This window comes from Citrobacter sp. CK198, assembly GCF_030333295.1.
Taxonomy (GTDB): domain Bacteria; phylum Pseudomonadota; class Gammaproteobacteria; order Enterobacterales; family Enterobacteriaceae; genus Citrobacter_B; species Citrobacter_B koseri.
This window is the reverse complement of sequence record NZ_JAOWGE010000022.1, coordinates 64,156-85,187: the sequence shown is the minus strand read 5'-3', so window position 1 is coordinate 85,187 and position 21,032 is coordinate 64,156. Positions and strand designations below refer to the sequence as shown.

At 57.7% G+C, this 21,032-nt stretch carries 22 protein-coding genes; 8 read left to right on the top strand and 14 right to left on the bottom strand.

The genetic code is table 11. From position 1 onward, the window contains the following. Positions 1–130: 130 nt before the first annotated feature. A complete protein-coding gene (fkpA, locus tag OGY62_RS02470) occupies positions 131–949 on the bottom strand; it encodes an FKBP-type peptidyl-prolyl cis-trans isomerase (protein WP_012135440.1) in 819 nt (272 codons plus the stop codon). 232 nt (positions 950–1,181) lie between these two features. On the opposite strand from fkpA, the gene OGY62_RS02465 reads away from it, so the two are divergent. Beyond that, entirely contained in the window at positions 1,182–1,400 is a 219-nt protein-coding gene (locus OGY62_RS02465) for a protein SlyX (protein ID WP_012135441.1), read from the top strand. 112 nt (positions 1,401–1,512) lie between these two features. Here OGY62_RS02465 and slyD read toward each other — a convergent pair whose 3' ends face one another. The 4 genes from slyD to kefG all read right to left on the bottom strand — a co-directional run bounded on the left by slyD (position 1,513) and on the right by kefG (position 4,767). Next, entirely contained in the window at positions 1,513–2,106 is a 594-nt protein-coding gene (gene slyD / locus OGY62_RS02460) for a peptidylprolyl isomerase (RefSeq protein ID WP_041851431.1), read from the bottom strand. Between the two features lie 94 nt (positions 2,107–2,200). After that, positions 2,201–2,401 carry a YheV family putative zinc ribbon protein gene (locus tag OGY62_RS02455; RefSeq protein ID WP_047460809.1) on the bottom strand — a complete coding sequence of 67 codons (201 nt, stop codon included), beginning with the start codon at positions 2,399–2,401 and terminating at the stop codon, positions 2,201–2,203. Positions 2,402–2,410: 9 nt separating this feature from the next. Further along, positions 2,411–4,216: a glutathione-regulated potassium-efflux system protein KefB gene (gene kefB / locus OGY62_RS02450; protein WP_047460805.1), complete on the bottom strand. Its 1,806-nt coding sequence runs from the start codon at positions 4,214–4,216 to the stop codon at positions 2,411–2,413. Further along, the gene (kefG, locus tag OGY62_RS02445; RefSeq protein WP_024131006.1) at positions 4,216–4,767 is read right to left on the bottom strand and encodes a glutathione-regulated potassium-efflux system ancillary protein KefG; all 552 of its coding nucleotides are present in this window, start codon (positions 4,765–4,767) and stop codon (positions 4,216–4,218) included. The genes kefB and kefG overlap by 1 nt, the downstream gene beginning before the upstream one ends. Positions 4,768–4,895: 128 nt before the next feature. Between kefG and OGY62_RS02440 the strand changes: the two genes are divergently transcribed. Together OGY62_RS02440 and OGY62_RS02435 are read left to right on the top strand one after the other, a co-directional pair. Next, the gene (locus OGY62_RS02440) at positions 4,896–6,797 is read left to right on the top strand and encodes an ABC transporter ATP-binding protein (protein ID WP_012135447.1); all 1,902 of its coding nucleotides are present in this window, start codon (positions 4,896–4,898) and stop codon (positions 6,795–6,797) included. A 16-nt stretch (positions 6,798–6,813) separates the two neighbouring features. Continuing rightward, positions 6,814–7,746, top strand: a complete 933-nt coding sequence (locus OGY62_RS02435; protein WP_286458991.1) for a LysR family transcriptional regulator — start codon at positions 6,814–6,816, stop codon at positions 7,744–7,746. Between the two features lie 117 nt (positions 7,747–7,863). Here OGY62_RS02435 and mdcH read toward each other — a convergent pair whose 3' ends face one another. From mdcH to mdcA, 8 genes are all read right to left on the bottom strand, one after another. Next, positions 7,864–8,760, bottom strand: a complete 897-nt coding sequence (mdcH, locus tag OGY62_RS02430) for a malonate decarboxylase subunit epsilon (protein WP_047460795.1) — start codon at positions 8,758–8,760, stop codon at positions 7,864–7,866. Beyond that, entirely contained in the window at positions 8,761–9,378 is a 618-nt protein-coding gene (locus OGY62_RS02425; RefSeq protein ID WP_286458989.1) for a malonate decarboxylase holo-ACP synthase, read from the bottom strand. It abuts the gene before it with no gap. A 3-nt stretch (positions 9,379–9,381) separates the two neighbouring features. Next, positions 9,382–10,341, bottom strand: a complete 960-nt coding sequence (locus tag OGY62_RS02420; protein WP_047460789.1) for an AEC family transporter — start codon at positions 10,339–10,341, stop codon at positions 9,382–9,384. A 124-nt stretch (positions 10,342–10,465) separates the two neighbouring features. Next, on the bottom strand, positions 10,466–11,266 hold the full coding sequence (gene mdcE / locus OGY62_RS02415) for a biotin-independent malonate decarboxylase subunit gamma (protein ID WP_101744221.1): 801 nt from the start codon (positions 11,264–11,266) through the stop codon (positions 10,466–10,468). Then, positions 11,266–12,099, bottom strand: a complete 834-nt coding sequence (locus OGY62_RS02410; RefSeq protein WP_012135453.1) for a biotin-independent malonate decarboxylase subunit beta — start codon at positions 12,097–12,099, stop codon at positions 11,266–11,268. Before OGY62_RS02410 ends, mdcE begins: the two co-directional genes overlap by 1 nt. Beyond that, positions 12,092–12,391 (bottom strand): malonate decarboxylase acyl carrier protein, encoded by a 300-nt coding sequence (mdcC, locus tag OGY62_RS02405; RefSeq protein ID WP_286458987.1) that lies wholly within the window; start codon positions 12,389–12,391, stop codon positions 12,092–12,094. Before mdcC ends, OGY62_RS02410 begins: the two co-directional genes overlap by 8 nt. A 9-nt stretch (positions 12,392–12,400) precedes the next feature. Further along, positions 12,401–13,258 carry a triphosphoribosyl-dephospho-CoA synthase gene (locus tag OGY62_RS02400; RefSeq protein WP_286458985.1) on the bottom strand — a complete coding sequence of 286 codons (858 nt, stop codon included), beginning with the start codon at positions 13,256–13,258 and terminating at the stop codon, positions 12,401–12,403. Further along, positions 13,258–14,913, bottom strand: a complete 1,656-nt coding sequence (mdcA, locus tag OGY62_RS02395) for a malonate decarboxylase subunit alpha (protein WP_047460778.1) — start codon at positions 14,911–14,913, stop codon at positions 13,258–13,260. The genes OGY62_RS02400 and mdcA overlap by 1 nt, the downstream gene beginning before the upstream one ends. Positions 14,914–15,162: 249 nt before the next feature. Between mdcA and OGY62_RS02390 the strand changes: the two genes are divergently transcribed. Genes OGY62_RS02390 through OGY62_RS02380 form a run of 3 tightly spaced genes read left to right on the top strand, consistent with a single transcriptional unit; the run spans position 15,163 to position 17,323 of the window. Continuing rightward, on the top strand, positions 15,163–16,185 hold the full coding sequence (locus tag OGY62_RS02390; protein ID WP_012135458.1) for a hydrolase: 1,023 nt from the start codon (positions 15,163–15,165) through the stop codon (positions 16,183–16,185). Further along, entirely contained in the window at positions 16,182–16,400 is a 219-nt protein-coding gene (locus tag OGY62_RS02385; RefSeq protein WP_012135459.1) for a YheU family protein, read from the top strand. The genes OGY62_RS02390 and OGY62_RS02385 overlap by 4 nt, the downstream gene beginning before the upstream one ends. A 53-nt stretch (positions 16,401–16,453) precedes the next feature. Next, entirely contained in the window at positions 16,454–17,323 is an 870-nt protein-coding gene (locus OGY62_RS02380; RefSeq protein ID WP_012135460.1) for a phosphoribulokinase, read from the top strand. 146 nt (positions 17,324–17,469) lie between these two features. Here the strand turns inward: OGY62_RS02380 and OGY62_RS02375 are convergent, their stop codons facing one another. Further along, positions 17,470–17,874 (bottom strand): OsmC family protein, encoded by a 405-nt coding sequence (locus tag OGY62_RS02375; RefSeq protein ID WP_012135462.1) that lies wholly within the window; start codon positions 17,872–17,874, stop codon positions 17,470–17,472. A 307-nt stretch (positions 17,875–18,181) separates the two neighbouring features. Here OGY62_RS02375 and crp point away from each other — a divergent pair, with 307 nt between their 5' ends. Both crp and OGY62_RS02365 read left to right on the top strand, forming a co-directional pair. Then, on the top strand, positions 18,182–18,814 hold the full coding sequence (gene crp / locus OGY62_RS02370) for a cAMP-activated global transcriptional regulator CRP (protein WP_000242758.1): 633 nt from the start codon (positions 18,182–18,184) through the stop codon (positions 18,812–18,814). Positions 18,815–18,865: 51 nt separating this feature from the next. Then, positions 18,866–20,953, top strand: coding sequence for a YccS/YhfK family putative transporter (locus tag OGY62_RS02365; protein WP_012135464.1), 2,088 nt, complete (start codon positions 18,866–18,868; stop codon positions 20,951–20,953). Positions 20,954–21,032 lie beyond the last annotated feature (79 nt).

Here is a 21,032-nt window from a genome sequence, read left to right as displayed (position 1 = left end):
GTTTTCAGGGCAGGCTCATTATTTACGCGGATGATTAAATTAATACAGCGGGGGTTCCGCTTTCCAGTATTAATTATATCCGGCCTGCAATAAAAAAACCGCCGCCATGACAGGCGGCGGTTCTCAGTTTTTATTTTTTAGCAGCATCTGTCGATTTGGCGTCGGCCGCTGCGTCTGGTTTCGCATCGGCTTTCGGCGCCGGTTTGATGTCCAGCAGCTCTACATCGAATACCAGCGTGGAGTTAGCCGGAATACCCGGAACGCCCGTTTTACCGTAGGCCAGATCCGGTGGGATAACCATCTGGATCTTACCGCCTTTCTTAATGTTCTTCAGGCCTTCAGTCCAGCCCGGGATCACGCCGTCCAGACGGAAAGAGAGCGGTTCGCCACGGGTGTAGGAGTTATCGAACTCTTTACCGTCGATCAGCGTACCTTTGTAGTTAACCACAACGGTGTCGCTGTCTTTTGGCGCTTCGCCAGTACCGGCTTTCTCTACTTTATAAACCAGACCTGTTGAAGAGGTTTTCGCCCCTTTCTCTTTAGCAAATTTCTCGCGGAACGCTTTACCTTTCGCTTCGTTGTCAGCGGCGTCTTTTTCCATCTTCGCCTGAGCGGAGGTCTTCACGCGCGCTTCAAATGCCTGCAAGGTCTGCTCGATTTCCTGGTCAGACAGTTTGCTCTTGTCTGCAAATGCATCCTGGACACCCGCGATCAGCTGATCTTTATCCAGTTTGATCCCCAGTTTTTCTTGTTCCTTCAGGGAGTTTTCCATGTAACGACCCAGCGAAGCGCCCAGCGCATAAGCAGATTTCTGGTCGTCATTCTTGAACGCGGCTTTGCTGTCAGCAGTTGCAGCTGGTTTCGCGGCGTCCGCAGCGAAAGTGAGCGGTGCATGCAGAGCAACGGCCATCGTGGTCGCCAGCAGCGTTACTTTAAACAGTGATTTCATCCATATCTCCAGGGCCGGGGCATCTCACCCCAGGGTTAACTTACATGAGAAGCGTACTATAAAACGTTGTAGAACAAATCAACATACGGACACGCCCTATTATCACCCCTTTTCAGACTCTTTTTGTTTAAATTAGTTTCGTAGAGGGCGAATGAGTGCTGTGTAATCCGATAAAGTTCAGTAGAATCCGCCGCGACCCAAGAAGTGCCGGAGACAACAAGAGAGGTGAATCATGCAAGATATAACGATGGAAGCTCGCCTGGCTGAACTGGAGAGCCGTCTGGCGTTTCAGGAGATCACCATTGAAGAACTCAACGTAACGGTGACCGCGCACGAGATGGAGATGGCGAAACTACGCGATCATCTGCGTCTGCTGACGGAGAAGCTTAAAGCCAGCCAACCGTCGAATATCGCCTCGCAGGCCGAAGAGACACCGCCACCGCATTATTGAGACGTAAAAAAAGCGGGATATTCCCGCTTTTTTGTGCCAGATGGCGGCGTAAACGCCTTATCCGGCCTACTGTAGCCCTGATAAGCGCAGCGCCATCAGGCATTACAGACGATTAATGGCAACCACAGCCGCCGTTACCGCCACAACCACCTTTGCCATGCTCATGACCGTGGTCATGATCGTGGCCGTGGCCGCCGCAGCAACCGTCGTGACCGTGGTCGTGGTCATGGTCGTGACCGTGCGCGCCGTGAACGTGGCCATGAGCCAGTTCTTCTTCGGTCGCTTCGCGGATCGCCACAACTTCCACGTTAAATTTCAGGTTCTGGCCAGCCAGCATGTGGTTACCGTCAACCACAACGTGGTCGTCTTCCACTTCGGTAATTTCTACCGGTACCGGGCCCTGGTCAGTTTCCGCCAGGAAACGCATGCCAACCTGCAACTCGTCAACGCCCATGAAGACGTCTTTAGGCACGCGCTGCACCAGGTTTTCGTCATACTGACCGTAAGCGTCGTTCGCGCCAACAGCCACATCGAATTTGTCGCCAACGTCGTGACCTTCCAGCGCTGTTTCCAGGCCAGAGATCAGGGAACCGTGACCATGCAGGTAGTCCAGCGGCGCACTCACCGGAGACTCATCAACCAACACACCGTCTTCTGTACGTACCTGATAGGCCAGGCTGACCACCAGGTCTTTTGCTACTTTCATGATATCTCCTGAGCATGGGAAGAATAGTGGCGCAGATTGTAGCGGAATTCTGCACCCGTGTACCCACTAGCTTAAAAAAACCTGCGGCATATCGCTAGTCTGGATGAAAAATCCCGATCACTTGCTCTTCTTTGCGAACGTGCTCGCGGGCCGCTTTATCGGCTTCACGCATCTGATGACCGCACTTAACACACTCAACAATATCGACATTATTTTCGCGCCACATCGCCATTGAATCCTGCGCCTGGCAGGCCGGACACGTCGCCCCTGCAATAAAACGTTTACGAATCGCCATACCTACCCTCTACTCAAACTCATCCCAGCCATCCAACTGGCGCCGCTCTTGCTGCATCTCTCGCTGGAAAATCTCCTCCAGTTCGCGTCTGGCCTCTCTGGCACGAGAAATTTGCACCATGTCGGTATGCATCGGAATAAGCTCCCGTAGCATACGCATATCCAGCCGACGGAAATGCAGTTGCGCACGCTGCGCCTGGTGTGGGTGCATCCCTAACGACACCAGCGTCTTACGCCCCAGCTCCAGCGCGCTGGAAAACGTCTCGCGGGAAAACTGCGTGACACCCGCCTGTAATAACTCATGCGCTTCCACACGTCCGCGCGCTCGCGCAAGAATATGCAAATGCGGGAAATGCTGCCGGCATATCTCCACCAGCTTCATGGTGTCTTCCGGCTCATTACAGGTAATGACGATAGACTCCGCCGCTTCCGCTCCCGCCGAACGCAGTAGCTCCACCTGAGTCGCATCGCCGTAATACACTTTGTAGCCGTATTTTCGCATCAGGTTAACGGCGCTGATATCGCGCTCCAGTACAGTGATGCGCATTTTATTCGCCATCAACAAACGGCCAATTACCTGACCAAAACGCCCGAATCCCACGACAATCACCTGCGGTTTATCATCATCCACCCAGGGCTTTTCATCTTCCTCTTCCGGGCCGTTAAGCTGTCTGGAGAGCCATTTATCGACGAGCTTCATCAGCAGCGGCGTGGTCATCATCGACAGCGTTACGGTGACCAGCAGCAGCGACATCTGGTCGCCCTGAAACAGCCGCTGGGACGAGGCGGTGGAAAAGAGCACAAACGCGAACTCGCCCCCCTGACTCAGCACGCCCGCAAACTGCATCCGCTCCGAACTCCGAATCCCGTACAGACGCGCCAGCAGATAAAGCACCAGCGTTTTCACCGCCACCAGCACGACGACGCTCACCGCCACCCACAGCAGGTGGGTATAGAGCACGCCAAGGTTTAACGACATCCCCACGGAGATAAAGAACAACCCCAGCAGCAGCCCTTTGAACGGATCGATGGCCGTTTCCAGCTCATGACGGTATTCGCTTTCCGCCAGCAGTACGCCTGCGATAAACGTACCGAGCGCCATCGACAGCCCCAGCGCATCCATAAATAAAGCAGACCCCAGCACCAGCAACAGCGTGGCGGCGGTAAACACCTCGCGCACGCCGGAATCGGCGATAAAGCGGAACACCGGGCGCAGCAAATAGCGACCGCCAATCAGCATCCCGGCAAAGGCCAGCACCTTCATGCCAACTTTAATCCAGTCGAAATGTTCATCTGCCGAGCCAGCCAGCAGCGGCACCAGCGCCAGTGCGGGGATCACCGCCAGATCCTGGAACAGCAGCACCGAAAAACCCAACTGGCCGGATTCGCTGCGGTTCATCCCCTTTTCCCGCATCAGTTGCAGCGCCATCGCGGTCGACGACATCGCCAGACCAATCCCGCCGATCACCGCCGCCTGCCACGAGAAATCGGTAAGCATCAGCAGCCCGGCCAGCACGACAGCGCTCAGCATCACCTGGGCCGCCCCGACGCCAAAGATAGAGCGACGCAGTTGCCAGAGTTTGGAAGGGTTGAGCTCCAGGCCGATGATAAACATCAGAAAGACAACGCCCAGCTCAGAAAAGTGGAGGATTTCATCAACGTCGCTGATAAATCCCAGCCCCCAGGGGCCAATCGCAATCCCTGCCAGCAAATATCCCAGTACCGCGCCAATACCCAGCCGCGATGCCAGTGGCACCGCAGCGACCGCCGCGAAGAGGAACATCACCCCCGCCGTCAATAAATCAGAACCTTCCATTAGCGACCTCCCGCCAGAACAGGGTTTGCCAGCCATTCGCCGTAGGCTTTCGCGTGGCTGGCCAGTTCCTGCTCACTTTGTCGCCTGGCCCAGTAGATAATAATCGGACTCATCCAGTGCATCCGGCACATCGCCGCCGTCAGCTCAAACGGCCGCAGCACATCGGTCATCGGATAGCGGTTCAGCGCATCGTAGCGATACGCGCTTTCCGGCTCGCCGGTGGTAATCACGCTCCGCCAGTACTTTCCCGCCAGTTGGTTCCCCCCTGGGCCACTGGCGAAACCACGGCTGAGCACGCGGTCTAACCACTCTTTAAGCAGCGCCGGACAGCTATAGGTATACAGCGGATGCTGGAAAACAATTACGTCATGTTCACGCAATAGCGCCTGCTCATGCGCGATATCGATAAAAAAATCAGGGTAGTGCGCGTAGAGATCGTGCACCGTCACATTACTGAGTTGCATGGCCGGTTTAAGCAGCACCCGGTTCGCGACCGAGTCCTGAGATTCTGGATGGGCATACAGCAGCAGTACCTTTGCTGGCTGGGACATCATCCCCCTCCCGGTTATTTTGTGTATCGTTATTGTTTTGGGCTACCATTGCGCTCCGGCGCGGCAGAATGCCCGCATATTACATTATCATAATGATAAATTAACATAGTCTGAACATACGGCGCCTTATGATTGTTTTCTCCTCGTTACAAATTCGTCGCGGCGTGCGCGTCTTGCTGGACAATGCCACCGCCACCATCAACCCAGGACAGAAGGTCGGCCTGGTGGGTAAGAATGGCTGCGGTAAATCTACCCTGCTGGCATTGCTGAAAAATGAAATCAGCGCCGATGCAGGCGGCGTGACCTTTCCCGGTAACTGGCAGCTGGCGTGGGTGAATCAGGAAACACCCGCGCTTGCACAACCTGCGCTGGAGTACGTGATTGATGGCGACCGCGAATACCGCCAGCTGGAAGCGCAGTTGCACGACGCCAACGAACGTAACGACGGGCACGCCATCGCCACCGTACACGGCAAGCTCGACGCCATCGACGCCTGGACCGTGCGCTCACGCGCCGCCAGCCTGCTCCACGGCCTCGGTTTTAGCAACGAACAGCTTGAACGTCCGGTCAGCGACTTCTCCGGTGGCTGGCGCATGCGCCTTAACCTGGCCCAGGCGCTGATTTGCCGTTCTGACCTGCTGCTGCTCGATGAACCGACCAACCACCTCGATCTTGATGCCGTTATCTGGCTGGAAAAATGGCTGAAGAGCTATCAGGGCACTCTGATTCTGATTTCGCACGACCGCGACTTCCTCGATCCGGTGGTAGACAAAATCATTCATATCGAACAGCAAACCCTGTTCGAATACACCGGCAACTACAGCGCATTTGAAGTGCAGCGCGCGACCCGGCTGGCCCAGCAGCAGGCGATGTATGAGAGCCAGCAGGAGCGCGTGGCGCATCTGCAAAGTTATATCGACCGTTTCCGCGCCAAAGCGACAAAAGCGAAGCAGGCGCAGAGCCGTATCAAAATGCTGGAGCGTATGGAGCTTATCGCCCCCGCGCATGTCGATAACCCGTTCCACTTCAGCTTCCGCGCGCCGGAAAGCCTGCCCAACCCGCTGCTGAAAATGGAGAAAGTGAGCGCCGGGTATGGCGATCGCATCATTCTGGACTCCATTAAGCTGAATCTGGTGCCCGGTTCACGCATCGGCCTGCTGGGGCGCAACGGCGCCGGTAAATCAACGCTCATCAAGCTGCTGGCGGGCGAGCTTGCGCCTGCCAGCGGTGAAATCGGTCTGGCGAAGGGCATTAAACTCGGTTACTTCGCTCAGCATCAGCTGGAGTATTTGCGAGCGGATGAATCGCCGCTGCAACATCTGGCGCGACTGGCGCCGCAGGAGCTGGAGCAGAAGCTGCGCGATTACCTCGGCGGGTTTGGCTTCCAGGGCGATAAGGTCAGCGAAGAGACCCGTCGCTTCTCCGGTGGTGAAAAAGCGCGCCTGGTGCTGGCATTGATCGTCTGGCAGCGCCCTAATCTGCTGCTGCTTGATGAACCGACCAACCACCTTGACCTCGATATGCGTCAGGCGCTGACCGAAGCGCTCATCGAATTTGAAGGCGCGCTGGTGGTCGTCTCGCACGACCGTCACCTGCTACGCTCCACCACCGACGATCTCTATCTGGTTCACGACCATAAAGTCGAGCCGTTCGATGGCGATCTGGAAGACTATCAGCAGTGGCTGAGCGACGTGCAGAAACAGGAAAACCAGCCTGATGACGCCCCGAAAGAGAACGCCAACAGCGCCCAGGCGCGTAAGGATCAGAAGCGTCGCGAAGCCGAACTGCGTGCCCAGACCCAGCCGCTGCGTAAAGAGATCGCCCGTCTGGAAAAAGAGATGGAGAAGCTGAACGCGAAACTGGCGCAAGCGGAAGAAAAACTGGGCGACAGCGAACTGTACGACCAGAGCCGCAAAGCGGAACTGACGGAATGCCTGCAACAGCAGGCCAGCGCCAAATCCGGGCTGGAAGAGTGCGAGATGGCCTGGCTGGAAGCGCAGGAACAGCTTGAGCAGATGCTGGCCGACTAACTTCGGGAATATGACGATGAATCCGCTGATAACCAACGATATCACCTTTCGCAAGTTAAGCATCTTCATGACGTTTATGGAGAAAGGCAATATTGCCCGGACGGCGGAGGCGCTGGATATCAGCGGGGTCAGCGTTCATCGCGCGCTGCATACGCTGGAAGAGAATGTTCGCTGTCCGCTGTTCGTGCATAAAGGACGTAATCTGCTCCCGCAACCGGCGGCGTGGACGCTGCTGGAGTATTGCCAGGAGGTCAGCCAGTTGATGGCGCGCGGGCTGGAAGAGGCGCGCAAAACGGCAGGGATCGGCCAGGGGCGTCTGCGCGTGGGTACGCTCTACTCTCTGACGCTGGAAACCGTCCCGCATCTGATCATGGGGATGAAACTGCGCCGACCGGATCTCGAACTGGATCTGACAATGGGCTCCAACGAAGCGCTGCTGAGAATGCTGGAAGACGGGATACTGGATGCGATCCTGATCTCCATTTCGGAAAGCGCTATCGATCGCAACAGTCTGGAAGTGCTGCCGCTGTTTCATGACGACATTTATCTCGCCGCACCGGCGACGGCAACGCTTGACACCTCCTCGCCCGCCGATCTGCGTGATTACCGGGATCAGAAGTTTGTCTCACTGGCGGAAGGCTTTGCCACCTATGCGGGCTTCCAGGAAGCCTTTCATATTGCCGGGTTTGAACCAGAGATTGTCACCCGTGTGAACGACATCTTTTCGATGCTCAGTCTGGTGCAGGCGGGCGTCGGTTTCACTCTGATGCCGGGACGCATGAAGAAGATGTACGAGAATTCCGTACAGTTACTGAAGCTGTCGCAGCCGTACCAGATGCAGCAGCTCATCGCCATTGTCTTCGCCCGCAACCGCGAGCGCGACCCTAATCTGCTGGCGCTGGCCGCCGAAGGGCGCATGTACGCGCGTAGCCTTAATCTGGGGGCCTGATCGCCGGATGGCGACGCTACGCGCCTTATCCGGCCTACGAGGTTGCGTGTAGGCCATCCGGCCTACAACGGGTGCGAGCCGTAGGCCCGATAAGCGCAGCGCCATCGGGCAACCGCACTAGCCTCTAAGCCGTTTTGCCAGATGCACCGCGACATCCACCCCGCTGCGCTCCAGCGAGACAGACTCACCTTCCCACTCCGCCTGTCGCGTTAAGCAGGTCAACACGCCGCCGGGCGGCATTTCAATCGCCAGCCGCGCCTCGCGCTCGTTGGCGGAGATCGCCGCGTCCTGCCAGCGCACCGTCCGCGCCATGTTCATCGCCAGATCGTCAGCAATACGTTCCGGCTGCCACAGCACGCGCCCGGTACTACCGCTGAGGTATGCACAGCGCGGACGGGAGAGCGTCACATGACGGAACGCCTCCACCAGCCGCTGCGCCGGTTCCGCCAGCAAAGCACAGTGCGACGGCACGCTCACCGCCAGACGGTGGGCTTTACTCGCGCCTTTATCCAGCGCCCGCTTCGCAACATCCGCCATCGCCTCATCGCTACCGGCAATCACAATCTGGGTTTCCGCATTCAGGTTAGCGATAAAGGTTCCACTGCCTGCAACCAGCGACTCCACCTGCGGCAAGGTCAGCCCCATAATCGCCGTCAGGCCGTAACCGTGCGGATACGCCTGCTCCATCAAATCACCGCGCAGGGCCACCAGCGTCAGCGCGTCGGTAAACTCCAGCGCTCCGGCGATCACCGCCGCTGGATACGCGCCGATGGACAGGCCGCTGACAATATCCGGCGCGACGCCGCGACGTTCCAGCTCGCGCGCCCACGCCACCCCGGCAATCAGCAAAGCAAGCTGTACCGCCCGGGTGTGTTGCAGCGCGTCCGGGGTATCAAGCGTATTCGCCTCCGCCCCCAGCACCTCGCGCGCCAGCGCTAACTCCGTTCCCGGAAGGTTTTGCAGCATACCTGCATGCTGCGTCCCCTGCCCCGGAAAGGTAAACAGGATTTTCATTTACTCCTCCCTGCGCCACGGGTCGCTGACCAGCCGCGGCCCCTGCGACGTTTTTAACAGCGCTTTGCCATCGCGCAGCCATTCGTTCAGCGCAAACGCGCCGTGCGGCGTTTCCACCTGGGTATCCGCACGGCAAAGCCCGCCCGTCAGTTGCTGCCGCCATTTCTCCAGCAGCTCGCGAGAGAGCGGCTGCCAGGCGCGAATCAGCAAATCCAGATCGCTTGCGGCGTGGATCACCGGGAGCCCGGTCGCCAGCGCGTAGCCGGTACTGCCGGTAATCCCCCACGTCCACGGCCATGCCTGTTGCGTCAGTAATAAAGCCACCTGAACCGGTGGCTGCGAGATAAAGGGCGAGCGCAGCAGCATCTGTGGGTCAACCAGCGATTCCGGCGTACAGACGCGGGTAATGGCGTCCGGTTGAGCCCAGCCCGCCGCGCGCTGGTCGCGCTTTATGCCGCGAACGCCGACGGGAATACGCCCCTGCGCATCAACATCACGCCGTACCACCACCGGCAGGCGGGTATGCCAGACGTCATCCACCCAGGACTCCGTGACACCTTCCAGCGCGCTCCGCGCGTTAAGCCAGATAAGATCGTGGGGGCGTAATGCTGTGTTCATGCTTTAGAGTCCTGAAGTCAGCGAGATAAACAACGGCAGCGACAGGATACACAGGACCGAGCTTAACAGCAGCACGGCTTCTGCATCCGGCGACTGCACGCCAAAGCGGTTACCGAACACCACGCCGAAGAAACCGGCAGACAGCGCAATCATCAGGATAGCGGTGATCGCCACCGAGCCATGCAGGCCGAAAATCAGCACGATCCCCCAGGCAATCGCCGGTTGGATCAGCAGCTTGGCAATGGTGGAGGTAATAACCATCGTGTTGATCTGCAACTTACGCGCAGAAAGAATCACCCCGGTCAGGAACAGCGCCGCCGCAGTGGCGGACAGGCCCAGCGGTTTGATCGCCGCCAGCACCAGCTCCGGCATCTTGATACCGATAGCAGAGAGAATAACCCCCAGCAGCGGCCCCATCACGATCGGTTTCTTGATTGAACGCCACATCAGCACCGGCAGCATCGACAGGGTAGAACCTGAGTTGCCGCCTTCCGCACGCGCCTTCTCACGCTCCAGAATCAGCAGGCAGAACGGCGTCATCAGCACGGAACCGCAGGCGATGGAAACCGCGACGGAGAGCGACGTTGACGGCCCTTCGCCCAGCACGCTACCGAGAATCGGCAGGCCAAGCGCGGCGTAGTTTGGCAGAGCGACGGTCAGGGTCAGCACGGCCGCATCCTGCGGTGATTTTTTAAATACCTTCGTTGCCAGAAAATAGATAGCGGCGTAGGTGATCCACATCGCCAGCGTCAGCACCAGAATCAGCGGCGACTGCGCGACAATACCCGTCCAGGGCGTTTGTACCGTGGCGCTAAACAGCGCAGCGGGGAGTGCAAAATCCATGACGAAAATGTTGAGCAGGGAAACATTCTTGTTATCAACCATTTTGGCCTTCCCGGCCCAGAACCCCAGCAACATGATGACAAAAATCGGTGCAAGAGCATGAACAATCACGTAAGTCATAAATCACCTGTAATGAATAAAAGAGTTAGCACGGACGCGATGATTATTATTTTCAGGATGCAGGTCGCCTCACGGACGCAACGGGCGCGCCCGTGGGGTTATGCATCTGGCAGGTCTCTTTTACTTACCAGCTCGCCCGCATGCGTTCGCGTACAAGAGCAGAACTACGACGATTGTCGGCACCCAGACGGTTTTTCAGCGTCGGCTCCTGACGAGCATCGCTGATGGCCTGTTGCAGAGTGGCCGTCACCAACGTCAGATCGTTTGCCGAAGGAGCATCTGGATTACTGATATCCAGCAGACTGGAGAGCAGTCCCAGCGTGGCGTAGTTACTGATGTCGTACGCCATCGGCGGAATAGTGGCCGCCAGTTTTTCCAGCGACTCGACGGTACGCAGGGTGATACGTGCCGCAGACTCTTTGCCCATCGCATGGATCAGCACGCCTTTGTCGTTGAAGGCAATCAGGCGGTTGGCCTGATAACCGTGCGCCAGAAACGCGCCGGACATCGCCTTGCCGACGATAAGGCCAATCACCGGATGGCCCGCCAGACGCGCATTGGCATACGCCGCTGCCGCACCGGCCAGCGCCTGGTGAATACCAAATCCCTCTTCACGGCGACCGTAGGCCTGGCTGGGCACATCAATCACCGCCACGATCGGGCGCTTAACAGTGTTATCTGCATCGGCAGCCACGGTTTCGCTGACCACTTTTGCAAGCGTCCAGCCTTCCAGCAGACCAACCTCGCCTTTTGCGGCGCGTGGGTAATGGTTGTTAGCATCCGGCACTACCGCGATAAAGCGCGCCGTTTCACCGTTCAGCTCACCGTCTGCAGCCTGCACGGAGGGGCACAGCCCTTCGAGCCGTCTGGCGTTCGGTACGAGGGCTTGCAGCCATAACTCGCCACGGCTTATTGCGTTACTCATCATTTCACCTCCCGGGCAAAGAGTGCGTTAATCTGTTCTGAATCGGCCTGTTTGCGGGTGTCGAAATGGCTCAGACGGTTCAGATAATCGTCGTAGTTATCGGTGCGGTGTTTTGCCGGAACGCCTTTCGCCAGCGCATCGTTCATCGCCGCTTTCACCGCGTTGACGCCATCGCCAACCAGCGCATCCACCAGCCCGCTTTGATAGCGCACTTCGCCACCGGTCATGCTCCAGATAAACGGGCGGTCACGGGAGTCATACTCTTCAATCCCGGCTTCCTGTTCGATAACCTGCGGGCCGTTCAGACCCAGACGCGCTTCGCGGGTGACAATCAGATAGCTACACAGCGCAGCGGCGATAGACATCCCGCCGAAGCAGCCGACAGTCCCCGCCACAATGCCGACCACCGGGGTATAACGACGCAGGTCAACAATCGCCGCGTGGATGTCGGCAATCGCCGCCAGGCCGAGGTTGGCTTCCTGCAAACGCACGCCGCCGGTTTCCAGACTCAACACCGCCTGCGTCGGAATGCCGTTACGGTTATCTTCCGCCGCCAGCTCCAGCGCCGCCGCCATTTTAGCGCCGGACACTTCGCCCATGCTGCCGCCCTGGAATGCGCCCTCAATCGCCACAACCACCGCCGGTTTGCCGTTAATAGTGCCTTTCGCCACGACCATGCCGTCATCGGCCTGCGGCACGATGCCCTGCGCGCCCAGCCACGGCGACATCACGCCTTCAAACGGATCGAGCAGTTCGCGGTAGCTGCCTTCATCCAGCAGCGCATGGGCGCGCTGACGCGCTTTTAATTCGATAAAACTGCGGTCATCACGCATAGCTCACCTCTTCAAATACCTGTTCGATACGAATGCGCGCTACGCCCGGCGTCGCGCCGAAGTCGTGGATGGTCAGTTTGCCTGCTGGCAGGCTGCTGACCGTTTGCAGACGGGTAAACAGCGCTTCCCAGCGGCTGCGGCTGTTATCGACGGAAGTGGTGATATCAATGGTTAACGTCTGGCCCTGGTCGGCGGTGAATAACACCTCCATATCCCCGGAGCCGACAACCCCTGCCAGCGCCCTGCCGCATAACGCGCGGCTGGCTGGCACGGTCAATGTGATTTTTTCCATAACATCCTCTTAATGCTTTGAATAAGACGTTTCGACGCGATCGAGAAACAGGGTGGCGGCGAGCAAGTCCGCCGCGCCGCCCGGCGAGGCGTTCAGCGCCAGCATCTGACGGTCTAAACGGGCCAGCGCCTGCTCCCCTGCCGGGTGCGCGCTGCCGCCCGCATGGAGAACGGCACGCGCGCCATGCTGCATGGCATCCAGCCCCTCCATCCCGGCGCGAGAAAGTACGCAGGTGTCGGTCAGCGAGGTCATGATGGCCATCAGCGCATCCAGCCGGGCGTGCATTTCGCTGCTGCCGTTCTGTCGGCTTAGCCGAAGCTGCGGCAGCGCACGCTGCATAATGTGTGGAAACGCCTGCTGTGCCTCTTCTCTGGCGCCCGGTACGCGATAACGGTGGGTGGCGCGCAGCCCTTTACTGAAGACTTTCGGCGCGGCGTCATCCGGCAGTTTTGCCAGTTCAGCGGCGGTTGCCGCCACCTGCTGCGCCCTGCCCGCGCCGCCGTGCATCGCCACGGCGCTCACCAACAGCCCCAGCGCCCAAATCGCGCCACGGTGGGTGTTCACGCCGCCCGTTGCCGCCATCATCAGTTGCTCGCCTTCGCGACCGAGTCGCCCTATGGTTTGTCTGAGCGCAATATCAGCCGGACGCCGCCAGCTTTGTTGCGCCAGCGCCTGAAACGTGGAGGTCAGGCTGTGCGCCGAGCGCTCCATCAGCGCAAGCGATAAATCGTGGTGCGCGCCGTTCCCCCGACTGTCCACCAGACCGGGCTTCGGGCTTAATCGTGCTTCGTCGATCAGACACTGCGTGGCGGTTCGCGCCAGCCATTCGGCACCGCCTTCAACCTGAATCCGGGGCAGAAGTTTCATTACCAGCTCCGAAATTTCGCAGGTGGGTTGTAGAGACCCCCGGACCATTCCACCAGGTCGGCAACGCTACCGGCCGCCAGCAGAGAACGGGTGGCGTCGGTACGACGAATGCCCATATCTTCCGGGTAAACCACCTTGCCGCTCTGACGCAGTTCGGCGACGCGCCGGGCGTCTACGCCCAGACCGATGTCGGTGATACCGGCCACCGCCGCAACCATCGCGCGACGCTCCTCCAGACTTTCCGCCCGGTAGAGATAAGCGATACCTTCTTCGGTCAGAACGTGGGTCACGTCGTCGCCGTAGATCATCACCGGCGCCAGTGGCATACCGGAGGCTTTCGCCACGTCAACCGCATCCAGTTTTTCCACGAAGGTCGGTTTCACGCCCGCCTGGAAAGTTTCCACCATCTGCACCACCAATTTTTTACCGCGCTGCATAGGGTCAGGTTCGGTGATCATGTTCAGCCAGGCCGGGGTAGCATGACGGCGACCGTGCGGGTCGTGGCCCATGTTTGGCGCGCCGCCGAAGCCGGACAGACGACCGCGAGTCACCGTTGAGGAGTTAGCCAGGCCATCAACCTGCAACGTGGAGCCGATAAACATATCGACCGCGTACTGACCCGCCAGCTGACAGAAGGCGCGGTTAGAACGCATGGAGCCGTCGGCGCCGGTAAAGAACACGTCAGGACGGGCGCGGATGTACTCCTCCATCCCCAGCTCGCCGCCGAAGCAGTGCACGCTTTCCACCCAGCCGCTTTCAATCGCCGGGATCAGCGTCGGATGCGGGTTCAGCGTCCAGTGTTTACAGATTTTGCCACGCAGACCGAGTTGCTCGCCCCAGGTCGGCAGCAGCAGTTCAATAGCGGCGGTGTTGAAGCCGATACCGTGGTTCAGCGACTGCACCTGGTGCTCTGCGTAGATGCCTTTAATGGCCATCATCGCCATCAGGATATGTTCCTGTTTGATCAGGCGCGGGTCGCGAGTGAACAGCGGTTCGATAAAGAACGGTTTGTCGGCAACCACCACATAGTCGATCCACGAGCCCGGAATATCGACGCGCGGCAAGTCGCACTCGTCGTCCACCAGCTCATTCACCTGTGCGATAACGATGCCATCGTGGAATGCGGCGGCTTCCACCAGCGCCGGGGTATCTTCGGTACTCGGCCCGGTGTAGAGGTTGCCTTTGCGGTCAGCTTTGTAACCGGCAATCAGCGCCACGTTTGGCGCCAGGTCGACATAAAGACGGGAGTAAAGCTCGATGTAGGTGTGGATGGCGCCAATTTCCAGCAGGCCATCTTCCAGCAGTTGCGAGATGCGCAGACTTTGGGTGCCGGAAAAAGAGAAGTCCAGCTTGCGGGCGATACCCTTTTCGAAGATATCGAGATGCTCGCTGCGCCCAACGCTTGGCATGATCATATGCAGGTCATGCACTATCTGCGGGTTGACCTCCGCCAGCATGCGGGACAGGAAATCTGCCTGCTTCTGGTTATTCCCTTCTAATACCACGCGGTCACCCGGCGCGATCAGTTTTTCCAGCATTGCGGTCAGGTCTGCGGTTGGCAGCACCTTGCCCTGCACCGGAACGGAAGCCAGACGCCGCTGCTTCTCGGTGCGGCGCGTGTTCCAGACTCGTGCTGGCGTTTGCCCAGATAACATTATTAACCTCCTGATTCAGCTAATCATTTTGATTGCTTAACACTGGAAAGAGTGTGCGCCCTGGTGAGAAAGTCATCAATTAAGCGTAGAGAGGAATCATTAGCCTGAGAGTAATAATTTGAGTAATGAATTGTGATTAAGATCAGCGTCAGGAAGGTGTAAATCCGCTCCCCCTGCCTCATTTTCATAAACACCAGGGGAAAGTGACGGTATAGTAGGCGGCAGATTTAAAAAAACATCGCATAATTTATGACTCAAATAACCTCCCCCGACCTTGATATCACCGGTCACGATAGTGCGGAGTTCGTGCCAATGCGCGGTATCCGCAACCGCCACCTGCAAACCATGCTGCCGCGACTCATCCGCCGCAAGGTGAAGTTCGATGCGCACTGGCAACGTCTGGAATTACCGGACGGCGATTTTATCGATCTGGCCTGGAGTGAAGATCCACAGCACGCGAAGCACAAACCGCGTCTGGTGGTTTTTCACGGCCTGGAAGGCAGCCTGAACAGCCCGTACGCTCACGGGCTGATTGAAGCGGCGCAAAAGCGTGGCTGGCTGGGCGTGGTCATGCACTTTCGCGGCTGTAGCGGCGAACCGAACCGGCTGAACCGCATTTATCACTCCGGCGAAACGGAAGACGGCACCTGGTTTTTACACTGGCTACAGCGTGAGTTTGGCGCCGTCCCCACCGCCGCCGTCGGCTATTCGCTCGGCGGAAATATGCTGGCGTGTCTGCTGGCGAAAGAAGGCCGCGAGATCCCGATTGACGCGGCGGTCATCGTTTCCGCCCCCTTCGTGCTGGAAGCGTGCAGCTATCATATGGAAAAAGGGTTTTCCCGCGTTTATCAGCGCTATCTGCTCAATCTGCTGAAGGCCAACGCCGCGCGCAAGCTGGCGGCATACCCCGGCACACTGCCGATTAATCTGGCGCAGCTCAAATCCGTGCGTCGGCTCCGTGAATTTGACGATCTGATCACCGCGAAAATTCACGGCTTTGCCGACGCGATAGACTATTATCGTCAATGTAGCGCCATGCCGATGCTCAACCAGATCGCCAAACCGACGCTCATCATCCACGCGAAAGACGATCCGTTTATGGATCATCATGTGATCCCGAAACCGGAAAATCTGCCGCCGCTGGTGGAGTATCAACTCACCGAGCATGGCGGGCATGTTGGATTTATCGGCGGGACGCTGCGTCGCCCGGAAATGTGGCTGGAGTCGCGGATTCCCGACTGGCTGACAACGTATCTGGAGGCGTCATCATGATGATCCCCTGGCAAGAGCTGTCTTCTGAGACGCTGGACAATTTGATCGAAAGCTTTGTGTTGCGTGAAGGCACCGATTATGGTGAACATGAACGTTCGCTTGAGCAAAAGGTCGCCGACGTCAAACGACAGCTACAGTGCGGAGAAGCTGTTCTGGTGTGGTCTGAACTGCACGAGACGGTCAACATTATGCCGCGTGAACAGTTTCGCGAATAATCCGCCGCTGACGGCCGACTATACTAAAACTTTTGTTGATTCATGGAGTTATTATGTCTGCCAAACATCCGGTGATTGCGGTAACAGGGTCCAGCGGCGCGGGGACCACGACCACCAGCCTCGCGTTTCGAAAAATTTTCGCGCAGTTAAATCTGCGCGCAGCCGAGGTGGAAGGCGACAGTTTTCATCGTTACACACGCCCCGAAATGGACATGGCGATCCGCAAAGCGCGCGACGCCGGGCGGCATATCAGCTATTTCGGCCCTGAAGCCAACGACTTCAGCCTGCTGGAACAAACCTTTATTGAATACGGACAGACGGGCAAAGGCCAGGCGCGTAAGTATCTTCATACCTACGATGAGGCCGTGCCGTGGAATCAGGTGCCGGGGACGTTTACCCCGTGGCAGCCGCTGCCGGAACCCACCGATGTGCTGTTTTACGAAGGGCTGCACGGCGGCGTGGTAACGCCGCAGCATGATGTCGCGCGTCATGTCGATCTGCTGGTTGGCGTGGTGCCGATCGTCAACCTGGAGTGGATTCAAAAGCTGATTCGCGATACCAGCGAGCGCGGCCACTCCCGCGAGGCGGTGATGGATTCCGTTGTCCGCTCAATGGATGACTACATTAATTTCATTACGCCGCAGTTTTCCCGCACCCACATTAACTTCCAGCGCGTGCCCACCGTTGACACTTCCAATCCCTTCGCCGCGAAAGGCATTCCTTCGCTGGACGAAAGTTTTGTGGTCATTCATTTCAGAAATCTGGAAGGGATTGATTTCCCGTGGCTGCTGGCTATGTTGCAGGGGTCGTTTATTTCCCATATCAATACGCTCGTGGTGCCGGGCGGCAAAATGGGGCTGGCGATGGAGCTGATCATGTTGCCGCTGGTTCAGCGACTGATGGAAGGGAAGAAAATCGAATAATCTGTTCGATGTTTGCCGGATGGCGGCTAACGCCTTATCCGGCCTACAGAGTGCGTTTGATATATGCCGGATGGCGCTACGCTTATCCGGCATACAGGGTGCGAATTCGTAGGCCTGATAAGCGTAGCGCCATCAGGCAACCGGCATCACGCCGCAATCACTTCATATGAATGGGTAATATTCACCGCTTTTTCCAGCATCAGCGCCACTGAGCAATACTTCTCAGCCGAAAGATCGACCGCCCGCGCAACCGCCGCGTCTTTCAGATCATTGCCGGTCACAATGAAATGCAGATTGATATGCGTAAACAGGCGCGGCGCTTCTTCACGGCGTTCGGACGTCAGCTTCACTTCGCAATTCGTCACATCCTGACGCCCTTTCTGCAAAATAGAAACCACGTCGATTGCGCTACAACCGCCTGCGGCCATCAGCACCATTTCCATCGGGCTTGGCGCTTTATCACCGGAGTTGCCATCCATTAAAACCTGGTGGCCGGAGGCAGACTCTCCCAGAAAGGTTAACCCTTCAACCCACTTTACACGCGCTTGCATATTCGGAACTCCAATGTGTCAATTTTCCTGACAGATTACGCGCACATAACAAATCTCGCAACGGAAGGCGACCTGCGTCATGCTGAAGCGAGACACCAGGAGACACACGGCGAAAGCTATGCTAAAACAGTCGGGATGCTACAGTAATACATTGACGTACTGCATGTATGCAGAGGACATCACATTCAGGCTGCAGTACATTTTCGACAGCCCCCTTCCCAGGAATTCGGGAAACCTATTTTTGCAAACCCAGAGGCAGTGTCGTGTTCTGGCTCTGGAGACAGCTTATAACAGAGGATAACCGCGCATGGTGCTTGGCAAACCGCAAACAGACCCGACTCTCGAATGGTTCTTGTCTCATTGCCACATTCATAAGTACCCATCGAAGAGCACGCTGATTCACCAGGGTGAAAAAGCGGAAACGTTGTACTACATCGTTAAAGGCTCAGTGGCAGTGTTGATCAAAGATGAAGAAGGGAAAGAAATGATCCTTTCTTATCTGAATCAGGGCGATTTTATTGGCGAACTGGGCCTGTTTGAAGAAGGTCAGGAACGCAGTGCCTGGGTACGTGCCAAAACGGCCTGTGAAGTCGCTGAAATTTCTTACAAGAAATTCCGTCAGTTGATCCAGGTAAACCCGGATATTCTGATGCGCCTGTCTTCCCAGATGGCTCGCCGTCTGCAAGTGACATCTGAGAAAGTCGGTAACCTCGCCTTCCTCGACGTAACGGGCCGTATCGCTCAGACCCTGCTGAACCTGGCGAAACAACCTGACGCAATGACTCACCCGGATGGCATGCAGATCAAAATCACCCGTCAGGAGATCGGCCAGATCGTTGGCTGCTCCCGTGAAACCGTGGGGCGTATTCTGAAAATGCTCGAAGATCAGAATCTGATCTCCGCTCACGGTAAGACCATCGTCGTCTACGGCACACGTTAATCCCGTCGGAATGGCGCATTACCCGGTAATGCGCCATTTTTGTTTGCACCGATGTGGCGAAGACTGATTTACCATCCTGAGATCAACTACGCACTACGGCAAACGCTGGTGCTGTGCCTGCCTGTGGCTATCGGCCTGATCATCGGCCAGTTGCACCTGGGACTGCTGTTCTCGCTCGTTCCCGCCTGCTGCAACATTGCCGGTCTTGATACCCCGCATAAACGCTTTTTCAAACGCTTAATCATCGGCGGATCGCTGTTTGCCGGATGCAGCCTGATTACGCAACTGCTGCTGGCGCGCGACATCCCCCTGCCGCTGATCCTCACCGGGCTGACGCTGCTGCTCGGCGTCACGGCGGAAATCAGCCCGCTGCATGCAAGGCTGCTGCCCGCTTCACTGATCGCCGCCATTTTCACGCTAAGCCTGGCGGGGAACATGCCGGTCTGGGAGCCGCTGCTCATCTACGCGCTCGGCACGCTATGGTACGGGCTGTTTAACTGGTTCTGGTTCTGGCTGTGGCGCGAACAGCCGCTGCGCGAGTCGCTCAGCCTGCTGTATCGCGAGCTGGCCGACTATTGCGAGGCCAAATACAGCCTGCTCACGCAGCATATCGATCCAGAAAAAGCGCTGCCGCCCCTGCTGGTGCGCCAGCAAAAAGCGGTGGATCTCATTACCCAGTGTTACCAGCAGATGCACATGCTGTCGGCCCAGCACAATAATGACTACAAGCGCCTGCTGCGCGCCTTCCAGGAAGCGCTGGACTTACAAGAGCATATCTCCGTCAGTTTGCATCAGCCGGAGGAGGTTCAGAAGCTGGTGGAGCGCAGCCACGCGGAACAGGTTATTCGCTGGAATGCGCAAACCGTCGCCGCCCGCCTGCGCATCATCGCGGATGACATCCTGTATCACCGCTTGCCCAGCCGTTTTTCGATGGAGAAGCAGACTGGCGCGCTGGAAAAAATCGCCAATCAGCACCCGGAAAACCCTGTCGGGCAGTTTTGCTACTGGCACTTTAGCCGTATTGCCCGCGTATTACGCACTCAGCGTCCGCTGTACGCACGCGACCTGATGGCCGATAAACAACGTCGCCTGCCGCTGCTGCCCGCGCTGAAAAGCTATTTATCGTTTAAATCGCCCGCGCTGCGCAACGCCGGGCGAATCAGCGTTATGTTAAGTATCGCCAGCCTGATGGGCAGCGCCTTACATCTGCCCAAGCCGTACTGGATTTTGATGACCATCCTGTTCGTCACGCAAAACGGCTACGGCGCGACGCGCGTGCGCATTCTGCACCGTTCGGCGGGTACGCTGGCCGGTCTGGTGGTGGCGGGCGTCACGTTGCACTTTCGCATTCCTGAAGGCTACACGCTGGCATTAATGCTGATCATTACGCTGGTGAGCTATCTGACCATTCGCAAAAACTACGGCTGGGCGACGGTTGGCTTTACGGTGACGGCGGTCTATACCCTGCAACTGCTGACGCTCAACGGCGAACAGTTCATCGTGCCGCGATTTATTGATACGGTCATTGGTTGCCTGATTGCTTTTGGCGGGATGGTCTGGCTCTGGCCGCAGTGGCAAAGCGGCCTTTTGCGTAAGAATGCCCACGACGCGCTGGAAGCGGACCAGGAGGCCATTCGGCTGATCCTCAGCAACGACCCGCAGCCAACGCCGCTGGCGTATCAGCGAATGCGGGTGAACCAGGCGCACAATACGCTGTTTAACTCGCTGAATCAGGCGATGCAGGAACCGGGGTTTAACACGCACTATCTGGAAGATATGAAACTGTGGGTAACGCACAGCCAGTTTATCGTTGAGCACGTCAACGCCATGACCACGCTGGCGCGCGAGCATACGATGCTGACGCCGGATCTGGCGCAGCGCTACCTGGAATCCTGCGAAATTGCGCTCCAGCGCTGTCAGCAGCGGCTGGAGTATGACGCACCGGGTGGTTCCGGGGATGTGAATATTCTGGAGTCATCGGAGATGCTCTCCCACGGGCCGCTTAGCACGCTGGAACAGCATCTGCAACGCGTGCTGGGGCACCTGAATACCATGCACACCATTTCGTCAGTGGCATGGCGCCAGCGCCCGCATCATGGCATCTGGCTTAGTCGCCGGTTACGGGATATGAAGGGTTGACGTTGTTTGCTGTTTGTTGTTTGCCGGATGGCGGCGCAAGCGCCTTATCCGGCCTACAGGGAAAACGCGATTTGTAGGC